The organism is Mucilaginibacter yixingensis, from assembly GCF_041080815.1.
GTDB lineage: Bacteria > Bacteroidota > Bacteroidia > Sphingobacteriales > Sphingobacteriaceae > Mucilaginibacter > Mucilaginibacter yixingensis.
In genome coordinates this window covers 2,256,657-2,276,805 of sequence record NZ_CP160205.1, presented here as the reverse complement: position 1 = coordinate 2,276,805, position 20,149 = coordinate 2,256,657, and the positions used below count along the sequence as shown (strand labels likewise).

Genomic DNA, 20,149 nt, shown 5'->3' with positions numbered 1-20,149 from the left:
TTAAGCCTATTTATTACGCTTTGGCGCAGACTTTGCTTGTTTAGGAACGTTAGCAGTTTTTATTGACTGCTTACACTTAAACACTATGACTATGAAAACAAAGTTTATGATTATACCGGCCCTGTTGGCTTTAACGGTGCTGGGAAGTTGCGTAAGCAACAAGAAATATGCGCAACTACAAAACAACTACAACAAATTGGATAGCAGCAGCCGCGAATTGAACGGACGCTACCAGCTAAGCGAGCGTAATCTGGCCGTGGCCACCAACCGCAACAAGAGTTTAGAAGAACAGATTGAATCTGAACGTGCCAATGCCCGTCAGTTACAAGATGCGCTGAACAAATGTTTAAATTCTGGCCAGCAAGGTAATGTAAACATTAGCAAACTGGTTGATGAGATTAACCGCTCTAACCGTTATATCCAGGAGCTGGTGAACGCCAAAAACAAAAGCGACTCGCTTAATGTGGTGCTAACCAACAACCTTACCCGGTCACTTAGTACAACAGAGCGTCAGGATGTAGATGTTAAAGTGCTGAAAGGCGTCGTCTACATCTCATTGTCTGATAATATGCTTTACAAATCAGGCAGTTATGAGATATCTGATAAGGCTGGCGCTACCCTGGCCAAAATTGCCAAGATTATTATGGACTACAGTAACTATGATGTGTTGATTGAGGGTAATACCGATAATGTGCCTATCTCTCAGAAAAACATCCGCAATAACTGGGATTTGAGTGCGCTCAGGGCGTCGTCTGTAGTACAAGAGTTGCAGAATAAGTTTAATGTTGATCCAAAACGATTAACTGCTGGCGGCCGTGGCGAGTACAACCCGATTGCTGATAACGTAAGCGATATCGGTCGCTCTAAAAACAGGCGTACAGAAATTATCATCACGCCAAAACTTGATCAGTTTATGGATTTGATTGGTAAAGCTCCGGATAATAAGCCGCAGAAGTAATGCCTCTCCCCAACCTTTCCTCCGAAGAATTCCTTAAGACAAAGGATAGGGCTTTAAAAAGCTGGCTCAAATTGAGCCGGCTTTTTTATTGATACATGGGGCTGTCTGCAAAAATGCTTAACTTGTAAACGATGCATGAACTCTTATTACTTTGTATTGGGCTCATACTGAGCATATCGTTCCTGGTGCTGCTGGCCCGCAAGTTGCGCATAGCCTACCCTATTTTTCTGGTATTAGCCGGTTTGGCGTTAGGTTTTTTACCGGGTATACCCAATATGCGTATCAACCCCGATCTGGTTTTTTTGGTGATACTGCCGCCTATATTGTTTGATGCCGCGCAAAACTCCTCATGGAGGGCCATGTGGCGCTGGCGACGGATCATTCTGGTGATGGCCATTGGCTTTGTGTTGTTCACCGCTACGGCCGTGGCTTTTGTAGCCTGTTGGCTCATCCCTGGCTTTACAATGGCCGAAGGCTTTTTGCTGGGCGCCATTATTTCCCCTCCTGATGCTGCTGCCGCTACCGCCGTACTGCAATACATACGTTTGCCTAAAGGATTGGTGGCTATACTTGAGGGTGAAAGTTTGCTAAATGATGCCACCAGTTTAACGGTTTATCGTTTTGCTTTGGCGGCTATATTGACCAGCAATTTCTCCTGGGGGAATGCCATTGGCGGTTTTGTGCTGGTATCTTTATCTGGTATTGCCATTGGTTTGGTGTTTGGGCTGGTATTTTATGCCATCTACAAATGGCTGCCCACCTCGTCTAATCTTGATTTTGCTTTGTCGCTGGTGCTGCCTTATCTCATCTATTTAACTGCAGAGGGGTTGCATTCGTCGGGCGTTTTAGCGGTGGTTGCCGGCGGGTTATTTATTGCCTATCAAAATCATTCTATCTTTTCGCACAGCAGCAGGCTTAAGGCCAATGCCATTTGGCCGGCCATCGTATTTATATTGAATGCGGTGATCTTCTTTTTGATTGGTCTTCAATTACCTGATATCAGCAGAATGATTAAAGTGGTATCATTAGGACATAGTATTACCATCGCGTTGATTATTGCGCTTACCGTGATTTTAGTGCGCATGCTATCTGCTTATAGTTCTTCTGTTTTTACCCGCTTTATCAGTCGTTATATAACGGTGGCGCAAAGCCATCCGGGCTGGCGAAATCCTACCATTATAGGCTGGGCAGGTATGCGCGGGGTTGTGTCGCTGGCTTCAGCAATTGCTATACCGCTGATGATACCCGGCGGACAGGCTTTTCCTCACCGTAATCTTTTACTGTTTATCACCTTTGTTGTGATTATTGTTACGCTGGTTGGCCAGGGTTTCATGCTGCCATGGCTGGTACACAAGGTAAAACCAGACTATTTAATAGATGAAAGCCCCGATGATCAGCAATTACTACAGATTGATATCCAGTTAATGAAAGCCGCCAAGGTGCATCTTGAGAACAAATACGGCGATGATGTGGCGGCCAATGCCTTGGTTAGAAATAAACTTGATTTACTGCGCTGTAAATTAACACTATATCGGGACACCGATCTAGACGAAGAAAAACGCGCAGAACTAAACCGAATGCTTACCCGCTTTAAACGGGTAATGGTTGAGATAACCGAACATCAGCGTAAAGAACTGCACACCTTCAGGCATAAAGATCATTTTGACGATGATGTGATTGCCTTGATAGAGCGTCGGCTTGATTTGGAAGAGGAACGATTGGAGGAAGAAGAGGAATAGTGCCTCATTTTACTTCCAGGGCCGGGTATTTTACCACCGGACGGCCGAACATTTAATGTTGGGTTTGGGGTAAAGATATAAAGCAAAAACCCACAGATTATTAAATCTGTGGGTTTTACCTTCATTTTGATTTGGTATCGTCGGGATGGCAGGATTCGAACCTGCGGCCTCCACATCCCAAATGTGGCGCGATACCGGGCTACGCTACATCCCGTAAAGGGCTGCAAATATAGTTTTATAAAATGTAATGTCAAGAAGAAAATTCACATTCGTTGAAAAAGAAAAAAACACCCCTGATTGAACGGAGAGGCCTTCTTGTAACCTTACGACATACCCTAAAAATACACAACCACTTAATTGCCTGATTATCTTACTGAATGTACTCGCAGAATAGGTGCGTCATATCGAATAACGAGCATCAATTACTGCAAATCGGGCATGAATTAAACGACTATAGGCGCGAATATTTTTATTTGAGAAGCAAATCGCCGCCGTTAAATCTTTACCAAACCGGGATGCTGTCGACTGTGATGATTTTAAAATAGATTATTGGCACTGGCACTGCTTTCTAATTAGGTCAGCAAGCTTTAAAGAAAGTAAAAAAGAGCTAAAACAAAAAAGCCGTTCTGCAATGCAAAACGGCTTTTTACTAGTCGGGATGGCAGGATTCGAACCTGCGGCCTCCACATCCCAAATGTGGCGCGATACCGGGCTACGCTACATCCCGAAAAGGAATGCAAAAGTAGCTTTTATATTGATAGCCGTCAAGCGCGTTTTCAAAATAATTTGTGTTTTTTGATTTTTTTTGAATCACTAGTCTATTCTGCTCTGATTAATAGTAAGTTATATTTTTAAAAAAGACCACCGATCATTTCTGTTTGCTAGCAGCCAAAATTTTGCTTTATATACGTCTTAAAGGAGTAATGGCAACCTAATTAAAACATATTCAGAATTTTAAGGTAGAATTAGTATAAACATAAGGGGTAATGAAGATTTTAAATAGACTAACGCTCGCTATGCTGATGGCCTCAACGCTTGCTGCTGCATGTAAAAACACGCCCGGCAATGATAGTAATAGCGATACCTCAACTGTTATAGGCACCGGCGGCAATGCGGATACCGCTACCCTCCCACCGGTAGAAACCAAGGCGCCTAATAGCGATTATAAACCTGCCTTTGCAGGCCAAACCCGGGCGCCGGGTATGCGCACCAAAACACCACTTATTGTAACCATTATCAATAGTTCATTAAATGCCCCCTGGGCCATTTGCAATTTGCCGGATGGCCGTTTCCTGATCACGCAAAAGGCAGGCTCGATGGTTATCCTAACCTCCGCCGGAGTAAAAGACAAAGAAATTACGGGCTTACCTGCCGTTGTAAATGCCGGTCAGGGTGGTTTACTTGATGTAAATATCGACCCGCAATTTAGTTCAAACCGGATGGTTTATTGGGATTATGCCGAGCAGCAAAGCACCGGCGGCTCTTTGTTGGCTGTAGCTAAAGGCAAGCTTTCTGCCGATGAAACTAAAATTGAAAATATCCAGGTCATCTATCGTGCTCAACCAGCCTACAGTGGCGGCAACCTGCAATATGGCTCGCGCATGGTGTTTGATCAGCAGGGCAACCTGTTTATTACCACGGGCGAGCGCAGCGGCGATGATATCCGCATGAAAGCGCAGGATCTGAGTGCCGGTATAGGCAAGGTAATTCATATTACTAAAGACGGTGCAGCGGTGCCCAATGGCCCATTTGCTAATACCGCTAATGCCCTGCCAGAAGTTTACGCCCTGGGCTTGCGCAGTCCCGAAGGATTAGCCTGGAACCCTGTTAGCAATGAGTTATGGGAAGCAGAATTTGGCCCGCGTGGCGGCGATGAAATCAATGTAATTGAACCTGGAAAAAATTACGGCTGGCCGGTAATTACCTACGGCATTGAGTACAGCGGCGCTAAAGTTGGCGATGGCATACAGCAAAAAGCCGGCATGGAGCAACCACTTTATTATTGGGATCCGGTTATTTCGCCATCGGGCATTGCATTTTATAATAGTGACGTAATCAGCGAATGGAAAGGCAATTTATTTTTGGCTTGTTTAAGCAGCCAGCACATTTGCCGTATAGCACTAAACGGTCATAAAGTAATTGGCGAAGAACGCTTGCTGGCCAGCGAGGGTCAGCGGTTCCGTGCGCTTGCACAAGGTAAAGATGGTGCATTATATGCTGTAACTGACGGAGGAAGGCTATACCGCATTACAAAGAAATAGCAGATTAAAGTATTAGATCATAATACAACACGTCCTCCACACTCCCATCAGGCCAAGTGGAGGACTCGCTGTGTACATATTTAAAGCCGTGCCGCTGGTTAGCAGCCTTTGATGCCAAATTGCTTTCTTTATGCCCGATACGCAATGACCTTAAACCTTTATTGCGCGCCCATTCCAGCCGAATATTATATAGCAGATTGGACAGCCCTCTCCCTCGATATTCTTTCTGAATATAAGATTGCACCATGATTCCGCGCGTGTCATCGTCCCAATCAATTACAACTCCGGTAATGCCAATCATGCCCTCGCCACAAAATAAGCCCATGCTTACGCTTTTATCGCTACTTAGCCGGGCTAACCATTCTTCGTCAGTAAAAGCCGACTCTCGAGCATAGCTGCTGCCAAAAACGCCGGGTTCCAGTTGCAGAGCCTCCAGTCTCATCGTTTTATACAATTCGATGTCAGCCGCATTTAATATGCGGATAGTGTGTGCGGCAGTCATCTGCTTAGTCCATTATAATCGCGTAAACTTCAAATCACTAAACTTAACTTCGCCCTTGCCATAGGCAAAAATACCTGGCAATATGCTTTCAAAGTCATATAGTGTATTGTGGTTATAGCCCGATACCTCCATGCTCCATTGCTCTTTCTTCCAGTCTTTCCCGTCATAGCTGTAGTAGCCGGTTACAATATTATCTACAATACGCAGTTTCATCCATAACAGGTTGTTGCCCGTATGTTCGTATCGGCCCTTGGCAGCGCCTTTGCGCCAGCGCATGCGGCTCTTGCTATCAAAGCCTGTACCTACATAGAAATCGGCATTATAGAACATCACTAGGCCGGCAACCGCGTCGGCGTCTTTCTCCATTTTAAAGCTAAACTCATAGTTGGGCGTACCAGCAACAAATAGCAACGGCGCCGATTCTTGCGGTGTAGTGCCCTGAGCTTTCAGCGTAAGCACCCCGTTTTTTGCAGATGCCCGTGCGGGGTCATATTTTTCATAATATTTCCATTCTAAGCCGATGCGATACTCATCTAAATGTGCCAATCGATCAATCGGTTTGGTTGATTTGATAGGTTTTACTATTGGTTTCTCCACTCCTCTTCCGGTCGGTGCCTTAATCCAGCCATCAGCTGTAAACTGCACAGGCTCCAGCAGGGTTTGACGGCCAAGATTTAAAAATCCATTTTGGTATGAATGGTATACAATCCACCATTTACCATCGGGCGCATCAATCAAGGATGCATGGCCTTTTGACCACCATTTTTCTGCCCCACTATAAGTATGGATCAACGGATTATTAGGCGCATTCTCCCACGGGCCATTGATAGATTTTGAGCGCGCCACAACTTCCATGTGCGATGTTGGTGGGCCAGCTGTACCACCTTCGGCGCTCAGCCAGTAATAATATTGACCAACCTTTTTCAGCTTTGGTCCTTCCATGGCTTTGCCTTCGGTTACCCAATCATCAGGAAAATCCCAACCGTTGTAAACTTTTTGAAGCGTACCCGGCACCACAGATAAACCATCGGCCGAAAGTTTGGCTCGCTCACCACCGCTCAGGAAAAGCCAGCGCTGACCAGTTTCATCAACGATATGACAAGGATCTATGCCTCCAACTTTCAAGTCAACCGGCTCACTCCACGGGCCATGCGGATCTTTTGCATAAACCACATAGTTGCCTTTACGGGCAACGGTGAAGTAGATATAATACAGATTACCATGTTTGCAGATATCAGGCGCCCAGATGGAGCCGAGATACGTTTTCAAGCCATAACTTATAGGCTCCCAGTTTACCAGATCTGTAGAATGCCATACGGTAAGTCCGGGCAAATAATCAAAGGCCGAATGCGTCATGTAATAATCTTTACCATCGCGCATAATGCTCGGATCGGGATAATCACCACCAAGAATGGGATTTAGATAAGTGTTATTTCCCAGATCTCCGGCTCGGTCACTTACAGTTTGGGCCGATGCCGACAAACTTCCGGCAACTAAAAAAGATGCAATAATTGATTTGTAAAACAGGTTCATAACTATTTTTAGGCTGTATTGATTGGTTACACTAACATAGTTTTTAAAAGTAAGGATAGCAAGCAGCAGGCTGAATGTATATAGATAAGTTACGTTGTGCGCAGAAAAAGAAAAAGCCCTGAAACATAACTTCAGAGCTTCTTTATTTGGCACGATAAAGGGTTCTTTCTATTTCTTCACCGGAAGGAAACGGAACTTGCTTTTCTTAAAATCTATGGGCGTATGCGGATCAAAGTAAGTACGCCCCAAATATGAATAGATCCTACCGTTACCCATAATCAGCGTATCGCCTCTATGCAGTAAAGCTACAGGATTTATATACTTTACATCTTTATTGTTGCCGCAGGTAAAGTAGTAATCGACCATTAACGTGTCACCCTTAAACTCACCTGTCAAATTGCCATTTGTTGATTCCCTGGTTGCAATTATCGTGTCTGCACGCTGATAGTTAACTGCCAGCTGACCAGTAATCTGACCTTTGGGCGTAATGTCCAGATTTAGCTTAGCGGTATCTTTTTCAAAAGCCGCCACAAAACTGTGCTTGCCCGGGCCCAGATGATTACTAACACTATCAATATTTACTTTTAGGGGTTGCCTGCCACTGCAACTCGTTAAGATTGCTAAAACAGCAAAAAAAGGAAGTTGATGTAAGGTTTTCATGATTAAAACTAACCAATTAGTCCCGATTTTCCTAATATTTCAACTTGTTTTTCATGGCAACCAATTTTCCACACTAATTGACGGATAACGGCAACTTTGTTAGCTTAGTCCCCTTGCTCATGAAAGTAATTATTGCTGAGAAACCATCCGTAGGTCGGGAAATTGCCCGCGTATTTGGCGCCAACACCAAGCGCGAAGGCTATATTGAAGGCAAAGGTTACACGTTTACCTGGGCTTTTGGTCACTTGTTGCAACTTGCGGCACCACAAGAATATGGCTACTACGGCTGGAGCGTGCAGAATCTGCCCATGTTGCCACCCAAGTTCAAGCTCTCCATCCGCAAGGTGCGTACAAAGGAGGGCTTGGTAGACGACCCCGGCGTTAAAAAACAACTGGACATTATTAAGGCGCTGTTTGACGAGGCAACAGAAATCATAGTTGCTACGGATGCCGGGCGCGAGGGTGAACTCATCTTCCGTTATATCTATTATTATTTAAAATGCAAAAAGCCTTTCAAACGGCTTTGGATCTCCTCACAAACAGATGCTGCTATTAAAGATGGCTTTCGTAACCTGAAGCCGGGCAGCGACTATGATACGTTGTTTAACTCTGCACATTGTCGCTCCCAGTCAGACTGGTTGGTTGGCATGAATGCCACCCAGGCGCTTAGTCTGGCTTCGGGCAATAAAGGTGTATTATCGCTGGGCCGGGTGCAAACGCCCACCTTGGCTATGATCTGTGCGCGCTACCTGGAAAACCGCGATTTTAAACCCGAAACCTATTTTCAGGTAGCTATTTTCCCTGACAAAGACGGGCAATCATTCAAGGCCATTGCCGATAAAAACTTCAAAACCCGCGAGGAGGCTCAGGCTGTTTTTGATGGCGTTGGCCCTACAGGAAACATTGCCAGCGTGGAAGCCAAACCACGAAAAGAGCCACCACCGCTATTGCATGATTTGAGCAGTATCCAGCAGGAGGCCAATAAAAAGAAAGGTTTTACGGCCGATCAAACCCTGGGTATTTTGCAAAACCTCTATGAGGGCAAGCTGGTTACCTATCCGCGTACAGGCAGTCGTTATATTGGCGATGATGTTTTTGCACAGGTTCCTGGCCTCATTGCCGGTTTAACTGAGCATTCAGATTTTGGTAAGCAAGCCACGGTATTGGCCGATGCCAAGCTGAGTAAACGCAGCGTAAATGCGAAGAAAGTGACCGATCACCATGCTATTTTGCCTACGGGCGAGAAGCCATGGCAACTGTCGCCAGACCAGCAGGCTATTTATGATTTAGTGGCAGGCAGGATGCTGGAGGCCTTTCACGGCGATTGTATTAAAGAGATCACCAAGATCACCATCACCTCGGGCCATAAATTTATTGCCAGCGGCACCGTTATTCGTACAGCGGGCTGGCGTGCGGTGTTTAATGATCCTGAAGATGATAAAAAGGATGAAGACAACGCTGCTCTGCCAAAAGTAACTCAGGGCGAAGATTTGCCGATAAAAGAAAAAACCATCCTTGAAAAGCAAACAAAGCCAAAAGCGCTTTATAACGAAGCTACCTTACTTAAAGCACTGGAAACGGCAGGCAAAGAGATAGAAGACGAAGAACTGCGCGAAGCCATGAAAGCCGGTGGATTAGGTACCCCGGCCACACGTGCTGCTATTATTGAAACACTGTTGACCCGTAACTATATTCTGCGCGAAAAGAAAAATCTGGTACCCACCCCTACCGGTCTTGCCGTGTACCAGGTGGTGAAAGACCGGCGGATTGCGCAGGCTGAACTTACTGGTAGTTGGGAGAAACGATTGGAAGAGATTAGAAGCGGTGCCTCTGTAAATGAGTTTCAGGAAGAAATTAAGGCATATACAAGAGAGATAACGCAAGAGTTGTTGCGCTCTGGTAAGGCTGTAGTATTGCAGCCTGCTTGATGCCTTTTCTGCAAAAGCATGCGGCTTTATATATTATAAACCAGATATTATTAAATAAAGTAGCGCAAACAGTGGCAAAAAATGCTTTATATAAATGATATTTGCGGGTAGTTTATGTTTTTAGATCGTATCAAGTCCGGTGCATCGGGCGTATTAATTTACGGCATTACGCCGCCAAAATCAGAAACCAGTCCGGAACGTGTTGCCGAGATTGCGCAAAGAACAATGGCCAGACTTATCCCCCTGGATATTGATGCGCTGATTGTGTATGACGTACAAGATGAATCTGCACGTACCGCAGAAGAAAGGCCTTTTCCGTTTTTAAAAGCGTTAGACCCTTTTACCTTCGCAAGTGAATATCTGCAGGAACTGGAAATCCCCAAAATCATTTATCGCCCTGCGGGTAAGTTTAGTCAAAGCGAACTAACTAACTGGCTGGATGAGTTACAGCAGCGCAACTTCTACCCTGTTTTTGTGGGTATACCAGCGCCAGATTATCCGGTTAAAACAAGTTTGCCAGAGGCTTATCAACTTTGGCGCCGGCATGAAGCTACATCGGTACTAGGCGCGGTGACTATTCCAGAACGCCATGAGGTATTAAAAGATGAAGACAAGCGTATACTGGATAAAGTAAGCTGTGGCGTATCTTATTTCATTTCTCAATGCGTTTTTAACGTAGCATACGCAAAGCAGGTAATTGAAGATCTGTGCCAAAGTTGTACTAAAGAAAACATTAAATTCCCTACTATCGTTTTTACGCTTACAGCCTGTGGTTCTCCTAAAACACTTATGTTTATGGAGTGGCTGGGCATCCATATTCCAGAGAATCTAAAACAGGAATTACTTCAGGCCGAGAACATGCTGGAGAAATCTGTAAACGTTTGCCTTGATATTGCACAGGAACTAACCGCGTTCTGCGCTGAAAAATCAATTCCTTTTGGTTTCAATATAGAAAGCGTTGCCATTAGAAAAGACGAGATTGAAGCGTCTATATACATAGTAAATGAAATTGCCGCCATGCTTGATCAGCAAGGTATCCGCAAAAAGAAAACAGAATCTGTCAACGCCGGAAATTCCAATTGACTTTCGCATTTAATAGCATTCTATTTAAACGTAAAAAAGGCTGCATAGTGCAGCCTTTTTTCGTTTAATGCAATTTGTTTGTAAAAAAACCGCTACTGCAGCAAAAAGCAGAAATTTAAAAAACACTGTAAATCAAAATATTACACCTTGCAAGAATGCCACATCTGTGCACATAGACTTGCTACTAGTTCTTTTCTATAACAAACAGGCTATTTTATCGTTAAAATTACCTTATCTTAATATTGTACTAACCAATTCAAATAAACATTATGAGCCTTATCGTTAAGCAAACGGTCTTTATTGCAGTGCCTTATTTTGTCTTTTCCTGTACCGGTCAAAAGCAAACTTAGTGCCATGTGACGCTTTAATAAATTAACAAGCATGTCGATTTTTTAAGCACACTGATCCAGGTGCGTTGTTCACACTTACTTTCCGTAGCTAATGAAGACTATACTGATTATTGAGGACAATACCATTACCCGAGAGATCACTTCAAAAATACTAACCTCCGCCGGCTATGAAATACGGGAGGCCGACAACGGCCGTTCAGGAGTTGAGCTAGCCATTCAATGTAATCCCGACCTGATTTTATGTGATATTATGATGCCCGAGCTAGACGGCTATGGCGTACTGGAACAGCTTGGCAAAAACGCTGGCACCGCGCATATTCCGTTTATATTTCTTACCGCCAAAGCAGAACGAATTGATTTTAGAAAAGGTATGGATATGGGAGCAGATGACTACCTGACCAAGCCCTTCGAAAAAATGGAATTGCTCAATGCCATAGAGAGCCATTTGGTAAAAAAGCAAAAGCAAACAGCTTTTTACTCGCGTCCGTTACAGAGCTTGCAAACACTGGCTACCGGCACCGGTAAAGGTGTAGCAGAATTAAAACAACTCATTGCGGGCCGTAAGATAAGGCAAATTGAAAAGAAACAAACGCTTTTTGACCGTGGAGGCCAGCCTCAGGGCTTATATCTACTCCTTGCCGGTTCTGTGCGCACCTATAAAATGGACGAAGACGGGCGAGAACTGGTAATGAACTTGTACCGGGCCGATGATTACCTGGGCATACATGCATTGCTGTTAAATGAACCCTATACCGAAACCGCTGAAGCACTTGAGGATAGCGCTATTTGCATGCTACCTAAAGATGCTATAATTGATTTGATGAACCGCTACCCGGATGTGAGTGCACAGTTTATACGCATATTGGCCAATAACATTAAAGAAAAAGAAGATCACCTTTTTGAGTTGGCCTATCACTCGGTGCGTAAACGCCTGGCGCAAACATTGGTTAAACTAAGCAGTCAATCGCTTTCTGCTGATGAGTTCCGTATTTCGCGCGATGAGTTGGCAGCTTTAGCGGGTATGGCTATAGAAACTGTGAGCCGTACATTAAGCGATTTTAAAGACGAAAGATTGATTGAGAAGAAAGGTAGCCACATCTTTATTCTGGATCTGACGCGCCTGGCTAAGATAAAAAACTAAGATATAGGTGATGGTTTTGTGCTATTTATATTAGCGCAAAACCATCACCTATCCACACCATACACTACCCATCTCATTAATGGAATAAATTCCATTTTTTGCTACTTCCTACCCTTTCTTCCGTAAATAATTTTCATTTTTTCTACCGTTTTGCAACCGTCCTGTAACCCGATGTGCGCAACGGTTTAGTAAATGGTTGTATAATGTGTAAAGTAAAAGCTCAATGTTTACAGCTTTGCTGTGCACTTCATCTGCCTTGTATACATAATATGCTCAACACGCTTCTGGGTATAGCTAAACGATTGATGTGTAGGTATTTTTGATAAAAAAACATTAACATCATGTGTGGCATCGTTGGATATATTGGCGAGCGTAACGCTTGGCCTATCGTTATTAACGGCTTAAAAAGGCTAGAGTATCGTGGATATGATAGCTCTGGTATTGCAATAGCAGATACCGGCACCTTTAATGTCTACAAGAAGATGGGCAATGTAGCTTGCCTGGAAAATTTTGCCAAAGACAAAAATAAGGATGGCACAGCAGCTATTGGCCACACACGATGGGCCACCCATGGCGAACCATCAGACCACAATGCTCACCCGCATAGTTCAGGAGATGGCAGGTTCTATATCATTCACAATGGTATTATTGAAAACTACCTTGCGCTAAAAAGCGAACTGGTGCGAAGAGGTCATATATTTAAAAGTGATACTGACAGCGAAGTGCTGGTTCATTTGATTGAAGAAATACAGCAAATAGAACAAACCGATTTGCTGGAGGCTACACGCCTTGCGCTAAACTCGGTAACAGGGTCATTTGCCATTGTTTTGCTTGACCGGTTAGATCCGTCTCAACTGATAGCAGCCCGCAGAGGTAGTCCACTCCTTATTGGGGTTGGAGACCGGGAATACTTTGTGGCGTCAGACTGTTCGCCTATTGCCGAGCATTGTAATAAAGTAATTTATTTACGAGACAATGAACTCGCATTGTTAAAACAAGAGGAGCTGATTATAAAACGGCTGGACAATGTAATCCAGCCACTGCAAATGCATGATCTTGAACTAAAACTGGAAGAGCTTGAAAAAGGGAACTTTGAACATTACATGCTCAAGGAAATTTTTGAGCAGCCCCGGATTGTTAAAGACTGCATGCGCGGACGGATTGACTTAAAGGTGGGCCAGATTTCTCTTGAAGGCCTGAAAAATCATACTAAGCAACTTAAAGCAGCTAAACGCATTTTGATTGTTGGCTGCGGAACCTCATGGCATGCCGGCCTGATAGGCGAATACCTGATTGAAGAATACGCCCGCGTCCCGGTTGAGGTGGAGTACGCATCTGAATTCAGGTACCGTAACCCGGTTATTGGTGAGGACGATATAGTGATTGCCATATCGCAATCCGGAGAAACAGCCGACACCATTGCAGCCATTAATCTGGCTAAGCTAAATGGTGCTACCATTTTAAGCGTGTGCAATGTTGTCGGCTCATCTATTCCCAGGTTAAGTGATGGCGTGGTATACACCCATGCAGGGCCTGAAATTGGCGTGGCATCAACCAAAGCTTTTACGGCTCAGGTTACGGTGTTAACCCTAATGGCGTTGTTTATGGCTCAAAACAGAGGCACAATTACATCATCACAGTTAATTGAACTGCAAACTGAACTGAGTACTATAACATCAAAAATGCAAACGGTTCTAGACGTTAATAAAGCCGTAAAGGAGATTGCAAAACGCATCAGTGCTTTTGGTAACTGTCTGTTCCTCGGGCGGGGGATTGGATTCCCGGTTGCATTGGAAGGCGCATTAAAGCTTAAAGAGATCTCTTACATCCACGCAGAGGGCTATCCCGCTGCCGAAATGAAACACGGGCCTATCGCGCTTATTGACGCTAATATGCCTGTGATATTTATTGCAACTAAGGGGCCATCTTATGACAAGGTAATCAGCAACATACAAGAAGTTAAAGCCCGAAAAGGCAACGTTATTGCCATTGCCACAGAGGGCGACAAGATTCTAAAAGAAATTGCCGACGAAGTTATAGAGATACCCGCTGTAAACGAATGCTTTTTGCCGTTACTGGCGGTAATACCGTTGCAGTTGCTATCATACTACGCGGCCGTAATGCGTGGCTGCAATGTAGACCAGCCACGCAACCTGGCCAAGTCTGTTACTGTTGAATAGAAAAACACTTCCTCTCGTTTATACACTACCCCCTACATCCTTATGAACAAAGAACTGGTCCGCAAACCAGTTTTTTGTTTTTAGTCCCCTGTCATCTTTCCATTTACTTCCCTCCGCTTTATATCCACAATTAATTTCTGCATTTAATTCAGAATCAATTCTTTTTTGATATCTGATATCAGTTAGTGGTTTTGAATTAGCCGGCTGTATAGCAGCTTTACACATTCAGTGAGTATTTACAGATCTACAATGGCGCTAAATTATCGGCATTATCTGCTCCATAATAAATTTTCTATTAACCTGTGTTTACAACAAAATAACCAGGGTGTATAATTTCCCGGTAAGTGTTTACACCTACCTGTATAACACAGGTGTAAAGCGTTTACACATAGTGTGTAAAAAAAACCAAATTATACAGTTTTGAGCCAACCATCAAACGGCATATACAACTGGCTTTCAGATCTATATATATTTGTATATCAATTATCTGAAACAATAAACCAATGAACCAGAATCATATAAAAACCGCAAAGAAAATAGCTGCAACACTGGTACTTAGTGTACTACTGTCTGCATGCGCAGCCAAAAGAGACCTGGTATATTTCAGCAATCTTGGTCAACAAAATTCAGTGGCCGAAGCACCAGGTCAGGAAGTGGTTATTGCCACTGGCGATATTGTAAATGTATCGGTAGTTAGTGGCAGTTTGGAGTCTGACAAATTGTTCCAAACTAACTTAAACAACGGGCCGCTAAGTACCGGCTACAAAGTAAACGCCGCCGGCGACATCGCCCTCCCATTAATTGGCGAAACCCACATTGCCGGATTGACCACTGCACAAGCCGAAACCGCCATCACCACCCAACTGAGCAAACAAATCAAAAACCCAGGTGTGGAGGTCAAAATAATCAACTTTAAGGTAACCGTAGTTGGCGAGGTTAATAAGCCATCAACCTTTACCGTTCCAGATGGCAAAGTTAACCTGCTGGAAGCCCTGGGCCTTGCCGGCGATATGACCGTTTATGGTAAACGTGAAAATGTACTGGTTATTCGCCAGGAAAACGGAGTAAAGACCGTCAAAAGACTGAACCTTAACAATGTAGATGTAATGCAATCGCCCTACTTCAACCTAAAACAGAACGATATAGTGTATGTAGAGCCAGACCGCTCAAAAGCTGTTGAATACAGCCAAAATACACGCCTGATGCCGCTTGTAATTGCCTCAATATCAGCCTTGGCAGTATTAGCAGCTGTGTTAAAAAGTAAATAATATTTTAAAACATCTATCAATCTCAATAGCCATGTTAACCCTACAAGAAAACAAATCGAAATTACTTGAGTACCGTGAATCGGTTATGGTTTATCTTAATCGCTGGCATTGGTTTCTGATCTGCTTAGTACTAAGCCTGGTTAGCGTGTGGGTTTATGTTCGCACCACCACTCCAATCTATCGCATCAACAGCACTGTTTTAATTCGCGACGATAAAAAAGGTGATGGTATCTTAAAAGCAACTGCCTTTAGCGATCTGAACATGTTTCAGGAAACTAAAACAACCGATAATGAGATTGAGGTACTGAGATCAAAAGATTTGATATACAAGGTATTGATTAACTTAAAACAAGATGTTAGCTACTACAAAAAACAAATATGGCGAGACAGAGAGCTTTATGGTGAAGCCGTGCCTTTTGTAATTACAACTCAAAGACTTTCGCCTGCCGCTTATCTGTTAAAATTTACTATTACCCCTAACAACAACAATACTTTCACCTTAGAAACTGATGATGTAAGGCAGATCTACAAATATGGTCAGCTGGTTAACCACGAGGGATATGCCTTTACTTTAACCAAAACATCATCACTGGTAAATGGTAAAACCTACTGGTTTAAATTCAATAATCTACAGCACATGGCTGCTGCATACAGCGCTGGCAAACTGCAGATTACACCTACAATTAAAGATGCCAACACCGTACTGCTGAACGTTACCGATCCGGTAATTGAACGTGGTGTTGATTTTCTGAACCGCTTAATTGCTCTCTATAATGAAGAGAACAACCATAAAAAGAATATAGCAGCCATTAACACCATTGCTTTGATAGATGACCGCCTGAAATTAATAGGCAACAATCTAACCGACGTAGAAGACAATGTAGAGGCCTTCAAAAAAGCAAATAGCGATATAGAAACCAACGACATCAATAACGTTAACCTGGCAAAATCTGCCGAATACAACCAGGCGTTGCAGGAGTCAAAACTTCAGTTGGCGCAGGTAGATGCTATTATAGCCTACATGAATGATTCTCAAAACCTATATAAATCAATACCAAGCACCATGGGTTTAAGAGATGAAACGCTGAATTCGCTGATATCTCGCTTCAATAATTTACAACTGGAGCGTAGCAATATGCTGAATAATGCCGAAGTAGGGAATCGCCTTGTTGAAGACCTGAGTAAACAGTTGATGGCATTGCACGCCAACATTAAAGAGAATTTAAATAACATCCGCCAGGGAATCGTTATCTCTCGCGATAACTTAAGCTCTAGCGTATCAAGGTATAATGACAAAGTTAGAACTGCTCCGGTTGTTGAGAGAGGAATTTTACAACGTACCCGCGAGCAAGGTGTAAAAAGCACCTTATACCAATACCTGTTGCAAAAACGTGAAGAAACAGCATTATCATTATCATCAGTTGTTCCTGCTGCGCAGATTATTGATAGCCCAGACGCTGCCGGTACTGCCGAGTTTCCTAAAACTACCCTCCTGTTCTTATTAGGAGGCATGATGGGTCTGGTTGTACCAGGAATGCTGATCTACGCGCAAGACAAGCTGAGCATAAAAGTAAATGACCGCCTGAGCGTACAACAATTTACCGGCGTGAAAGTACTGGGTGAGCTGTGCCACTATGGCGATAAATATCCGGTTGCCGTTCAATCTGGCAGCACCACAACTATCTCAGAACTATTTAGATACATCCGGTCAAACCTGAAAATGATTGACCCGCGCGATACCAACAAGGTAATGCTGGTTACATCATGCACCAAAGGCGAAGGCAAAACCTTTTTCAGCATTAACCTGGCTATGACCTTAGCCCTGCAAGGCAAAAAAGTATTGCTGATGGAGTTTGATCTGCGCAAACCAGATTTGCTGCAAAGACTGGGCATGTGCCAGCAAAAAGGCATTACCGATTTTCTGAGCGACGACCGCATGCCGCTGGCAGAATGTATACAACCGCTTGATCGTGCACCAAACGTGCACGTATTGGGCTGTGGCCAGGCATCATTAGATGCCGGCGAACTGGTAACAAACAGCCGCGTACCCATGCTATTCAATGATTTGAGAGACCAATATGATTACCTGATTATTGACACCTCTCCAATTGGTGCAGTTGCTGACGCCTTTAGCCTGACTAAATACGCAGATCTGAGCATTTATTTAATCAGATACAATTACACCAACGCTCAACAGCTTGAAATTCTTAAAGATATAAACGAGAACAACAAGCTTAAAAACCTAATGGTGGTGTTTAACGACGCGAAGAAGAGCACCCGCCATGCCTATGCCTATGGCAGCTATGGCTATGCCACAGAACGCCATTAAGGTATTAATGTAAGAAACGCACTATTCGCCCCTCGTCCTTTAAGCGAGTTTGGCGAAGCCGCAGAAGCGGCACCATATAATGACCAATTATATCCGCAACCCCACCCTATAAGTGAGTTAGCGAAGCCGCAAAGGCGGCACCATAATAAATGTACTATTTGCCATCCTCGCCCTGTAAGTGAGTTGGCGAAGCCGTAAAAGCCGGCAAAAAATACTACCCGATCTCCTCACCCTGTAAGTGAGTTGGCGAAGCCATAAAAGACCGGCAATACTTAGCTGCAAAGCATCCTTTAAAAAGGCTTCTAAAAAAAGAACGATGTAAGTGAGTTGGCGAAGCCGCATCCAATTGTCCCTAACCCTAATTAATAACAATATGGAAACTCGAACTGCAACCGCCAAAACCCGTTTTGTTTCTCCAATCGAAAAAAGATGGCTGGTAATTTATACCAGAGCCAGATGGGAGAAAAGTATTTATGAGGTAATGTGCCAGCAAGGCATCGAGTGTTACTGCCCGCTCAGAACCGTTTACAGCCAGTGGGCCGACCGCAAAAAGAAAGTGGAGCTTCCGGTATTTAGCAGCTATTTGTTTGTGAGAGTTAACCAGGCCCAGCAAGGCAAAGTGCTAAATATTGCAGGTGTGCTTAACTACATCAACTATATGGGTCGGCCCGCTGTTGTACGCGACCGTGTTATTGAAGACCTAAAATTATACCTCGAAAATTACAAAGATGCCGAAATGGTAAACCTTGCCAATTTCAGCATTGGCGACCAAATAAGAATTAAAAGTGGCGTGATGGAAGATACATCCGGCACCGTAATCAGAATAGACGGAAAATACGTCCTGATGCTGGTAGACAGCATAGACTGCGTCTTGGTAACCAAAGTTCCTATTTACAACATCGACTTAAAAAATCACACAGCACTATGAAAAACTTAAGAAAACACAAGATTGGCATCATTGGTCTTGGTTATGTTGGTTTGCCGTTGGCAGTAGAATTTGCCAAAAAATATAAGGTTGTGGGGTTTGACATTAACCGCAACCGGATAGTACACCTCCAATCAGGAGAAGATGAAACTTTAGAGACTGCAAAAGAAGAGCTTCTGTCGGTTATCAACCCTGCAGACTCTGCTACAGGCCTTCAGCTAACCAGCGACCCAGATAACCTGGCACCCTGCGACATCTATATCGTAACCGTCCCTACACCTGTCGATAAGAATAACCGCCCAGATCTTAGCCCGCTGGTTAATGCCAGCAATATTGTAGGCCAATATCTAAAACCAAAAGATATTGTTGTCTATGAATCAACCGTTTACCCTGGCGTAACTGAAGATGAATGTGTACCTATCCTGGAAAAAGCATCTGGCCTGAGCATGAACAAAGACTTCTTTGCCGGCTACTCGCCAGAACGCATCAACCCGGGCGATAAAGCGCATACGGTTACCCACATCAGAAAAATAACATCCGGCTCCACCCCTGAAGCCGCCGACATTATAGACGATCTTTACTCATCAATTATAACAGCCGGCACCTACAAAGCGTCCAGCATCAGGGTAGCCGAAGCAGCCAAGGTTATTGAAAACACACAGCGCGATATCAACATCGCTTTTGTAAACGAGCTGGCAATGATCTTTAATAGACTGGGCATTGATACCCATGAGGTTTTGAAAGCCGCAGGCACCAAATGGAACTTCTTAAACTTCCAGCCGGGTCTGGTTGGCGGCCACTGCATCGGTGTTGACCCATACTACCTGGCTCAAAAGGCACAAGAAGTTGGCTATCACCCCGAAATCATCCTGGCCGGCCGTCGCATTAATGATTCTATGGGCGCTTATGTGGCCAACCAGTTAATTAAAGAAATGGTTTGCCGCGGCACCACCATCACCAACGCCAGGGTATTGATACTCGGCTTTACTTTTAAAGAGAATTGCCCCGATGTGCGCAACACCAGGGTGATAGATATTATCAAAAAGCTGGAAGAATTTAAAGTTAAGGTTCACGTTCATGACCCCTGGGCCAGTTCAGACCAGGTACTTAACGCTTACGGCATTGTTTGCGAAAACGGCGAATCTAAAAAAAGGACTTATGACGGCATTGTATTAGCCGTTGCGCATGAGGAGTTTAAAAAATACGACCTCAAAAATTTGTGCCAGCCAAACACTGTGCTTTATGACCTGAAAGCATTTCTACCAAGCGACGTAGTTGACGCCAGACTCTAA

The 20,149-nt window shown here is 44.0% G+C and carries 14 protein-coding genes and 2 tRNA genes; 11 read left to right on the top strand and 5 right to left on the bottom strand.

The features are described from left to right. Positions 1-91: 91 nt before the first annotated feature. Positions 92-958: a flagellar motor protein MotB gene (locus ABZR88_RS09050; RefSeq protein ID WP_245917041.1), complete on the top strand. Its 867-nt coding sequence runs from the start codon at positions 92-94 to the stop codon at positions 956-958. Positions 959-1,089: 131 nt separating this feature from the next. Beyond that, positions 1,090-2,697 carry a Na+/H+ antiporter gene (locus ABZR88_RS09045; protein ID WP_107828659.1) on the top strand — a complete coding sequence of 536 codons (1,608 nt, stop codon included), beginning with the start codon at positions 1,090-1,092 and terminating at the stop codon, positions 2,695-2,697. A gap of 140 nt (positions 2,698-2,837) precedes the next feature. Here the strand turns inward: ABZR88_RS09045 and ABZR88_RS09040 are convergent. Continuing rightward, positions 2,838-2,911: transfer RNA gene (locus ABZR88_RS09040), tRNA-Pro, on the bottom strand. Positions 2,912-3,350: 439 nt separating this feature from the next. After that, positions 3,351-3,424: transfer RNA gene (locus ABZR88_RS09035), tRNA-Pro, on the bottom strand. Between the two features lie 259 nt (positions 3,425-3,683). Between ABZR88_RS09035 and ABZR88_RS09030 the strand changes: the two genes are divergently transcribed. Further along, entirely contained in the window at positions 3,684-4,958 is a 1,275-nt protein-coding gene (locus ABZR88_RS09030; protein ID WP_211309809.1) for a PQQ-dependent sugar dehydrogenase, read from the top strand. A gap of 4 nt (positions 4,959-4,962) precedes the next feature. On the opposite strand, the gene ABZR88_RS09025 is transcribed toward ABZR88_RS09030, so the two are convergent. Genes ABZR88_RS09025 through ABZR88_RS09015 form a run of 3 tightly spaced genes read right to left on the bottom strand, consistent with a single transcriptional unit; the run spans position 4,963 to position 7,653 of the window. Beyond that, positions 4,963-5,460, bottom strand: a complete 498-nt coding sequence (locus ABZR88_RS09025) for a GNAT family N-acetyltransferase (RefSeq protein ID WP_107828657.1) — start codon at positions 5,458-5,460, stop codon at positions 4,963-4,965. 12 nt (positions 5,461-5,472) lie between these two features. Then, positions 5,473-7,146: a family 43 glycosylhydrolase gene (locus tag ABZR88_RS09020; protein WP_211309808.1), complete on the bottom strand. Its 1,674-nt coding sequence runs from the start codon at positions 7,144-7,146 to the stop codon at positions 5,473-5,475. Between the two features lie 15 nt (positions 7,147-7,161). Next, positions 7,162-7,653 carry a hypothetical protein gene (locus ABZR88_RS09015; RefSeq protein WP_107828656.1) on the bottom strand — a complete coding sequence of 164 codons (492 nt, stop codon included), beginning with the start codon at positions 7,651-7,653 and terminating at the stop codon, positions 7,162-7,164. Between the two features lie 119 nt (positions 7,654-7,772). On the opposite strand from ABZR88_RS09015, the gene topB reads away from it, so the two are divergent. From topB to ABZR88_RS08975, 8 genes are all read left to right on the top strand, one after another. Then, positions 7,773-9,581 carry a DNA topoisomerase III gene (gene topB, locus ABZR88_RS09010; protein WP_107828655.1) on the top strand — a complete coding sequence of 603 codons (1,809 nt, stop codon included), beginning with the start codon at positions 7,773-7,775 and terminating at the stop codon, positions 9,579-9,581. 114 nt (positions 9,582-9,695) lie between these two features. Further along, complete coding sequence (locus ABZR88_RS09005) at positions 9,696-10,664, top strand: methylenetetrahydrofolate reductase (protein ID WP_107828654.1); 969 nt, start codon at positions 9,696-9,698, stop codon at positions 10,662-10,664. Between the two features lie 441 nt (positions 10,665-11,105). Next, on the top strand, positions 11,106-12,155 hold the full coding sequence (locus ABZR88_RS09000) for a response regulator (RefSeq protein ID WP_107828652.1): 1,050 nt from the start codon (positions 11,106-11,108) through the stop codon (positions 12,153-12,155). A gap of 341 nt (positions 12,156-12,496) precedes the next feature. Next, complete coding sequence (gene glmS / locus ABZR88_RS08995; RefSeq protein WP_107828651.1) at positions 12,497-14,335, top strand: glutamine--fructose-6-phosphate transaminase (isomerizing); 1,839 nt, start codon at positions 12,497-12,499, stop codon at positions 14,333-14,335. Positions 14,336-14,838: 503 nt separating this feature from the next. Beyond that, on the top strand, positions 14,839-15,603 hold the full coding sequence (locus ABZR88_RS08990) for a polysaccharide biosynthesis/export family protein (RefSeq protein ID WP_107828649.1): 765 nt from the start codon (positions 14,839-14,841) through the stop codon (positions 15,601-15,603). A gap of 31 nt (positions 15,604-15,634) precedes the next feature. Beyond that, entirely contained in the window at positions 15,635-17,932 is a 2,298-nt protein-coding gene (locus ABZR88_RS08985) for a polysaccharide biosynthesis tyrosine autokinase (protein WP_107828648.1), read from the top strand. Positions 17,933-18,305: 373 nt separating this feature from the next. Continuing rightward, the gene (locus ABZR88_RS08980; RefSeq protein ID WP_107828647.1) at positions 18,306-18,860 is read left to right on the top strand and encodes a UpxY family transcription antiterminator; all 555 of its coding nucleotides are present in this window, start codon (positions 18,306-18,308) and stop codon (positions 18,858-18,860) included. Then, the gene (locus ABZR88_RS08975; RefSeq protein ID WP_107828646.1) at positions 18,857-20,149 is read left to right on the top strand and encodes a nucleotide sugar dehydrogenase; all 1,293 of its coding nucleotides are present in this window, start codon (positions 18,857-18,859) and stop codon (positions 20,147-20,149) included. Before ABZR88_RS08980 ends, ABZR88_RS08975 begins: the two co-directional genes overlap by 4 nt.

Bases quoted from the DNA above. Each gene is read 5' to 3' on its own strand.
- ABZR88_RS08975 (WP_107828646.1), top strand. From the start codon at position 18,857: ATGAAAAACTTAAGAAAACACAAGATTGGCATCATTGGTCTTGGTTAT.
- ABZR88_RS09050 (WP_245917041.1), top strand. From the start codon at position 92: ATGAAAACAAAGTTTATGATTATACCGGCCCTGTTGGCTTTAACGGTG.
- ABZR88_RS08980 (WP_107828647.1), top strand. From the start codon at position 18,306: ATGGAAACTCGAACTGCAACCGCCAAAACCCGTTTTGTTTCTCCAATC.
- ABZR88_RS09025 (WP_107828657.1), bottom strand. From the start codon at position 5,460: ATGACTGCCGCACACACTATCCGCATATTAAATGCGGCTGACATCGAA.
- ABZR88_RS09030 (WP_211309809.1), top strand. From the start codon at position 3,684: ATGAAGATTTTAAATAGACTAACGCTCGCTATGCTGATGGCCTCAACG.
- glmS (WP_107828651.1), top strand. From the start codon at position 12,497: ATGTGTGGCATCGTTGGATATATTGGCGAGCGTAACGCTTGGCCTATC.
- ABZR88_RS08985 (WP_107828648.1), top strand. From the start codon at position 15,635: ATGTTAACCCTACAAGAAAACAAATCGAAATTACTTGAGTACCGTGAA.
- ABZR88_RS09005 (WP_107828654.1), top strand. From the start codon at position 9,696: ATGTTTTTAGATCGTATCAAGTCCGGTGCATCGGGCGTATTAATTTAC.
- ABZR88_RS09000 (WP_107828652.1), top strand. From the start codon at position 11,106: ATGAAGACTATACTGATTATTGAGGACAATACCATTACCCGAGAGATC.
- ABZR88_RS08990 (WP_107828649.1), top strand. From the start codon at position 14,839: ATGAACCAGAATCATATAAAAACCGCAAAGAAAATAGCTGCAACACTG.
- ABZR88_RS09015 (WP_107828656.1), bottom strand. From the start codon at position 7,653: ATGAAAACCTTACATCAACTTCCTTTTTTTGCTGTTTTAGCAATCTTA.
- topB (WP_107828655.1), top strand. From the start codon at position 7,773: ATGAAAGTAATTATTGCTGAGAAACCATCCGTAGGTCGGGAAATTGCC.
- ABZR88_RS09045 (WP_107828659.1), top strand. From the start codon at position 1,090: ATGCATGAACTCTTATTACTTTGTATTGGGCTCATACTGAGCATATCG.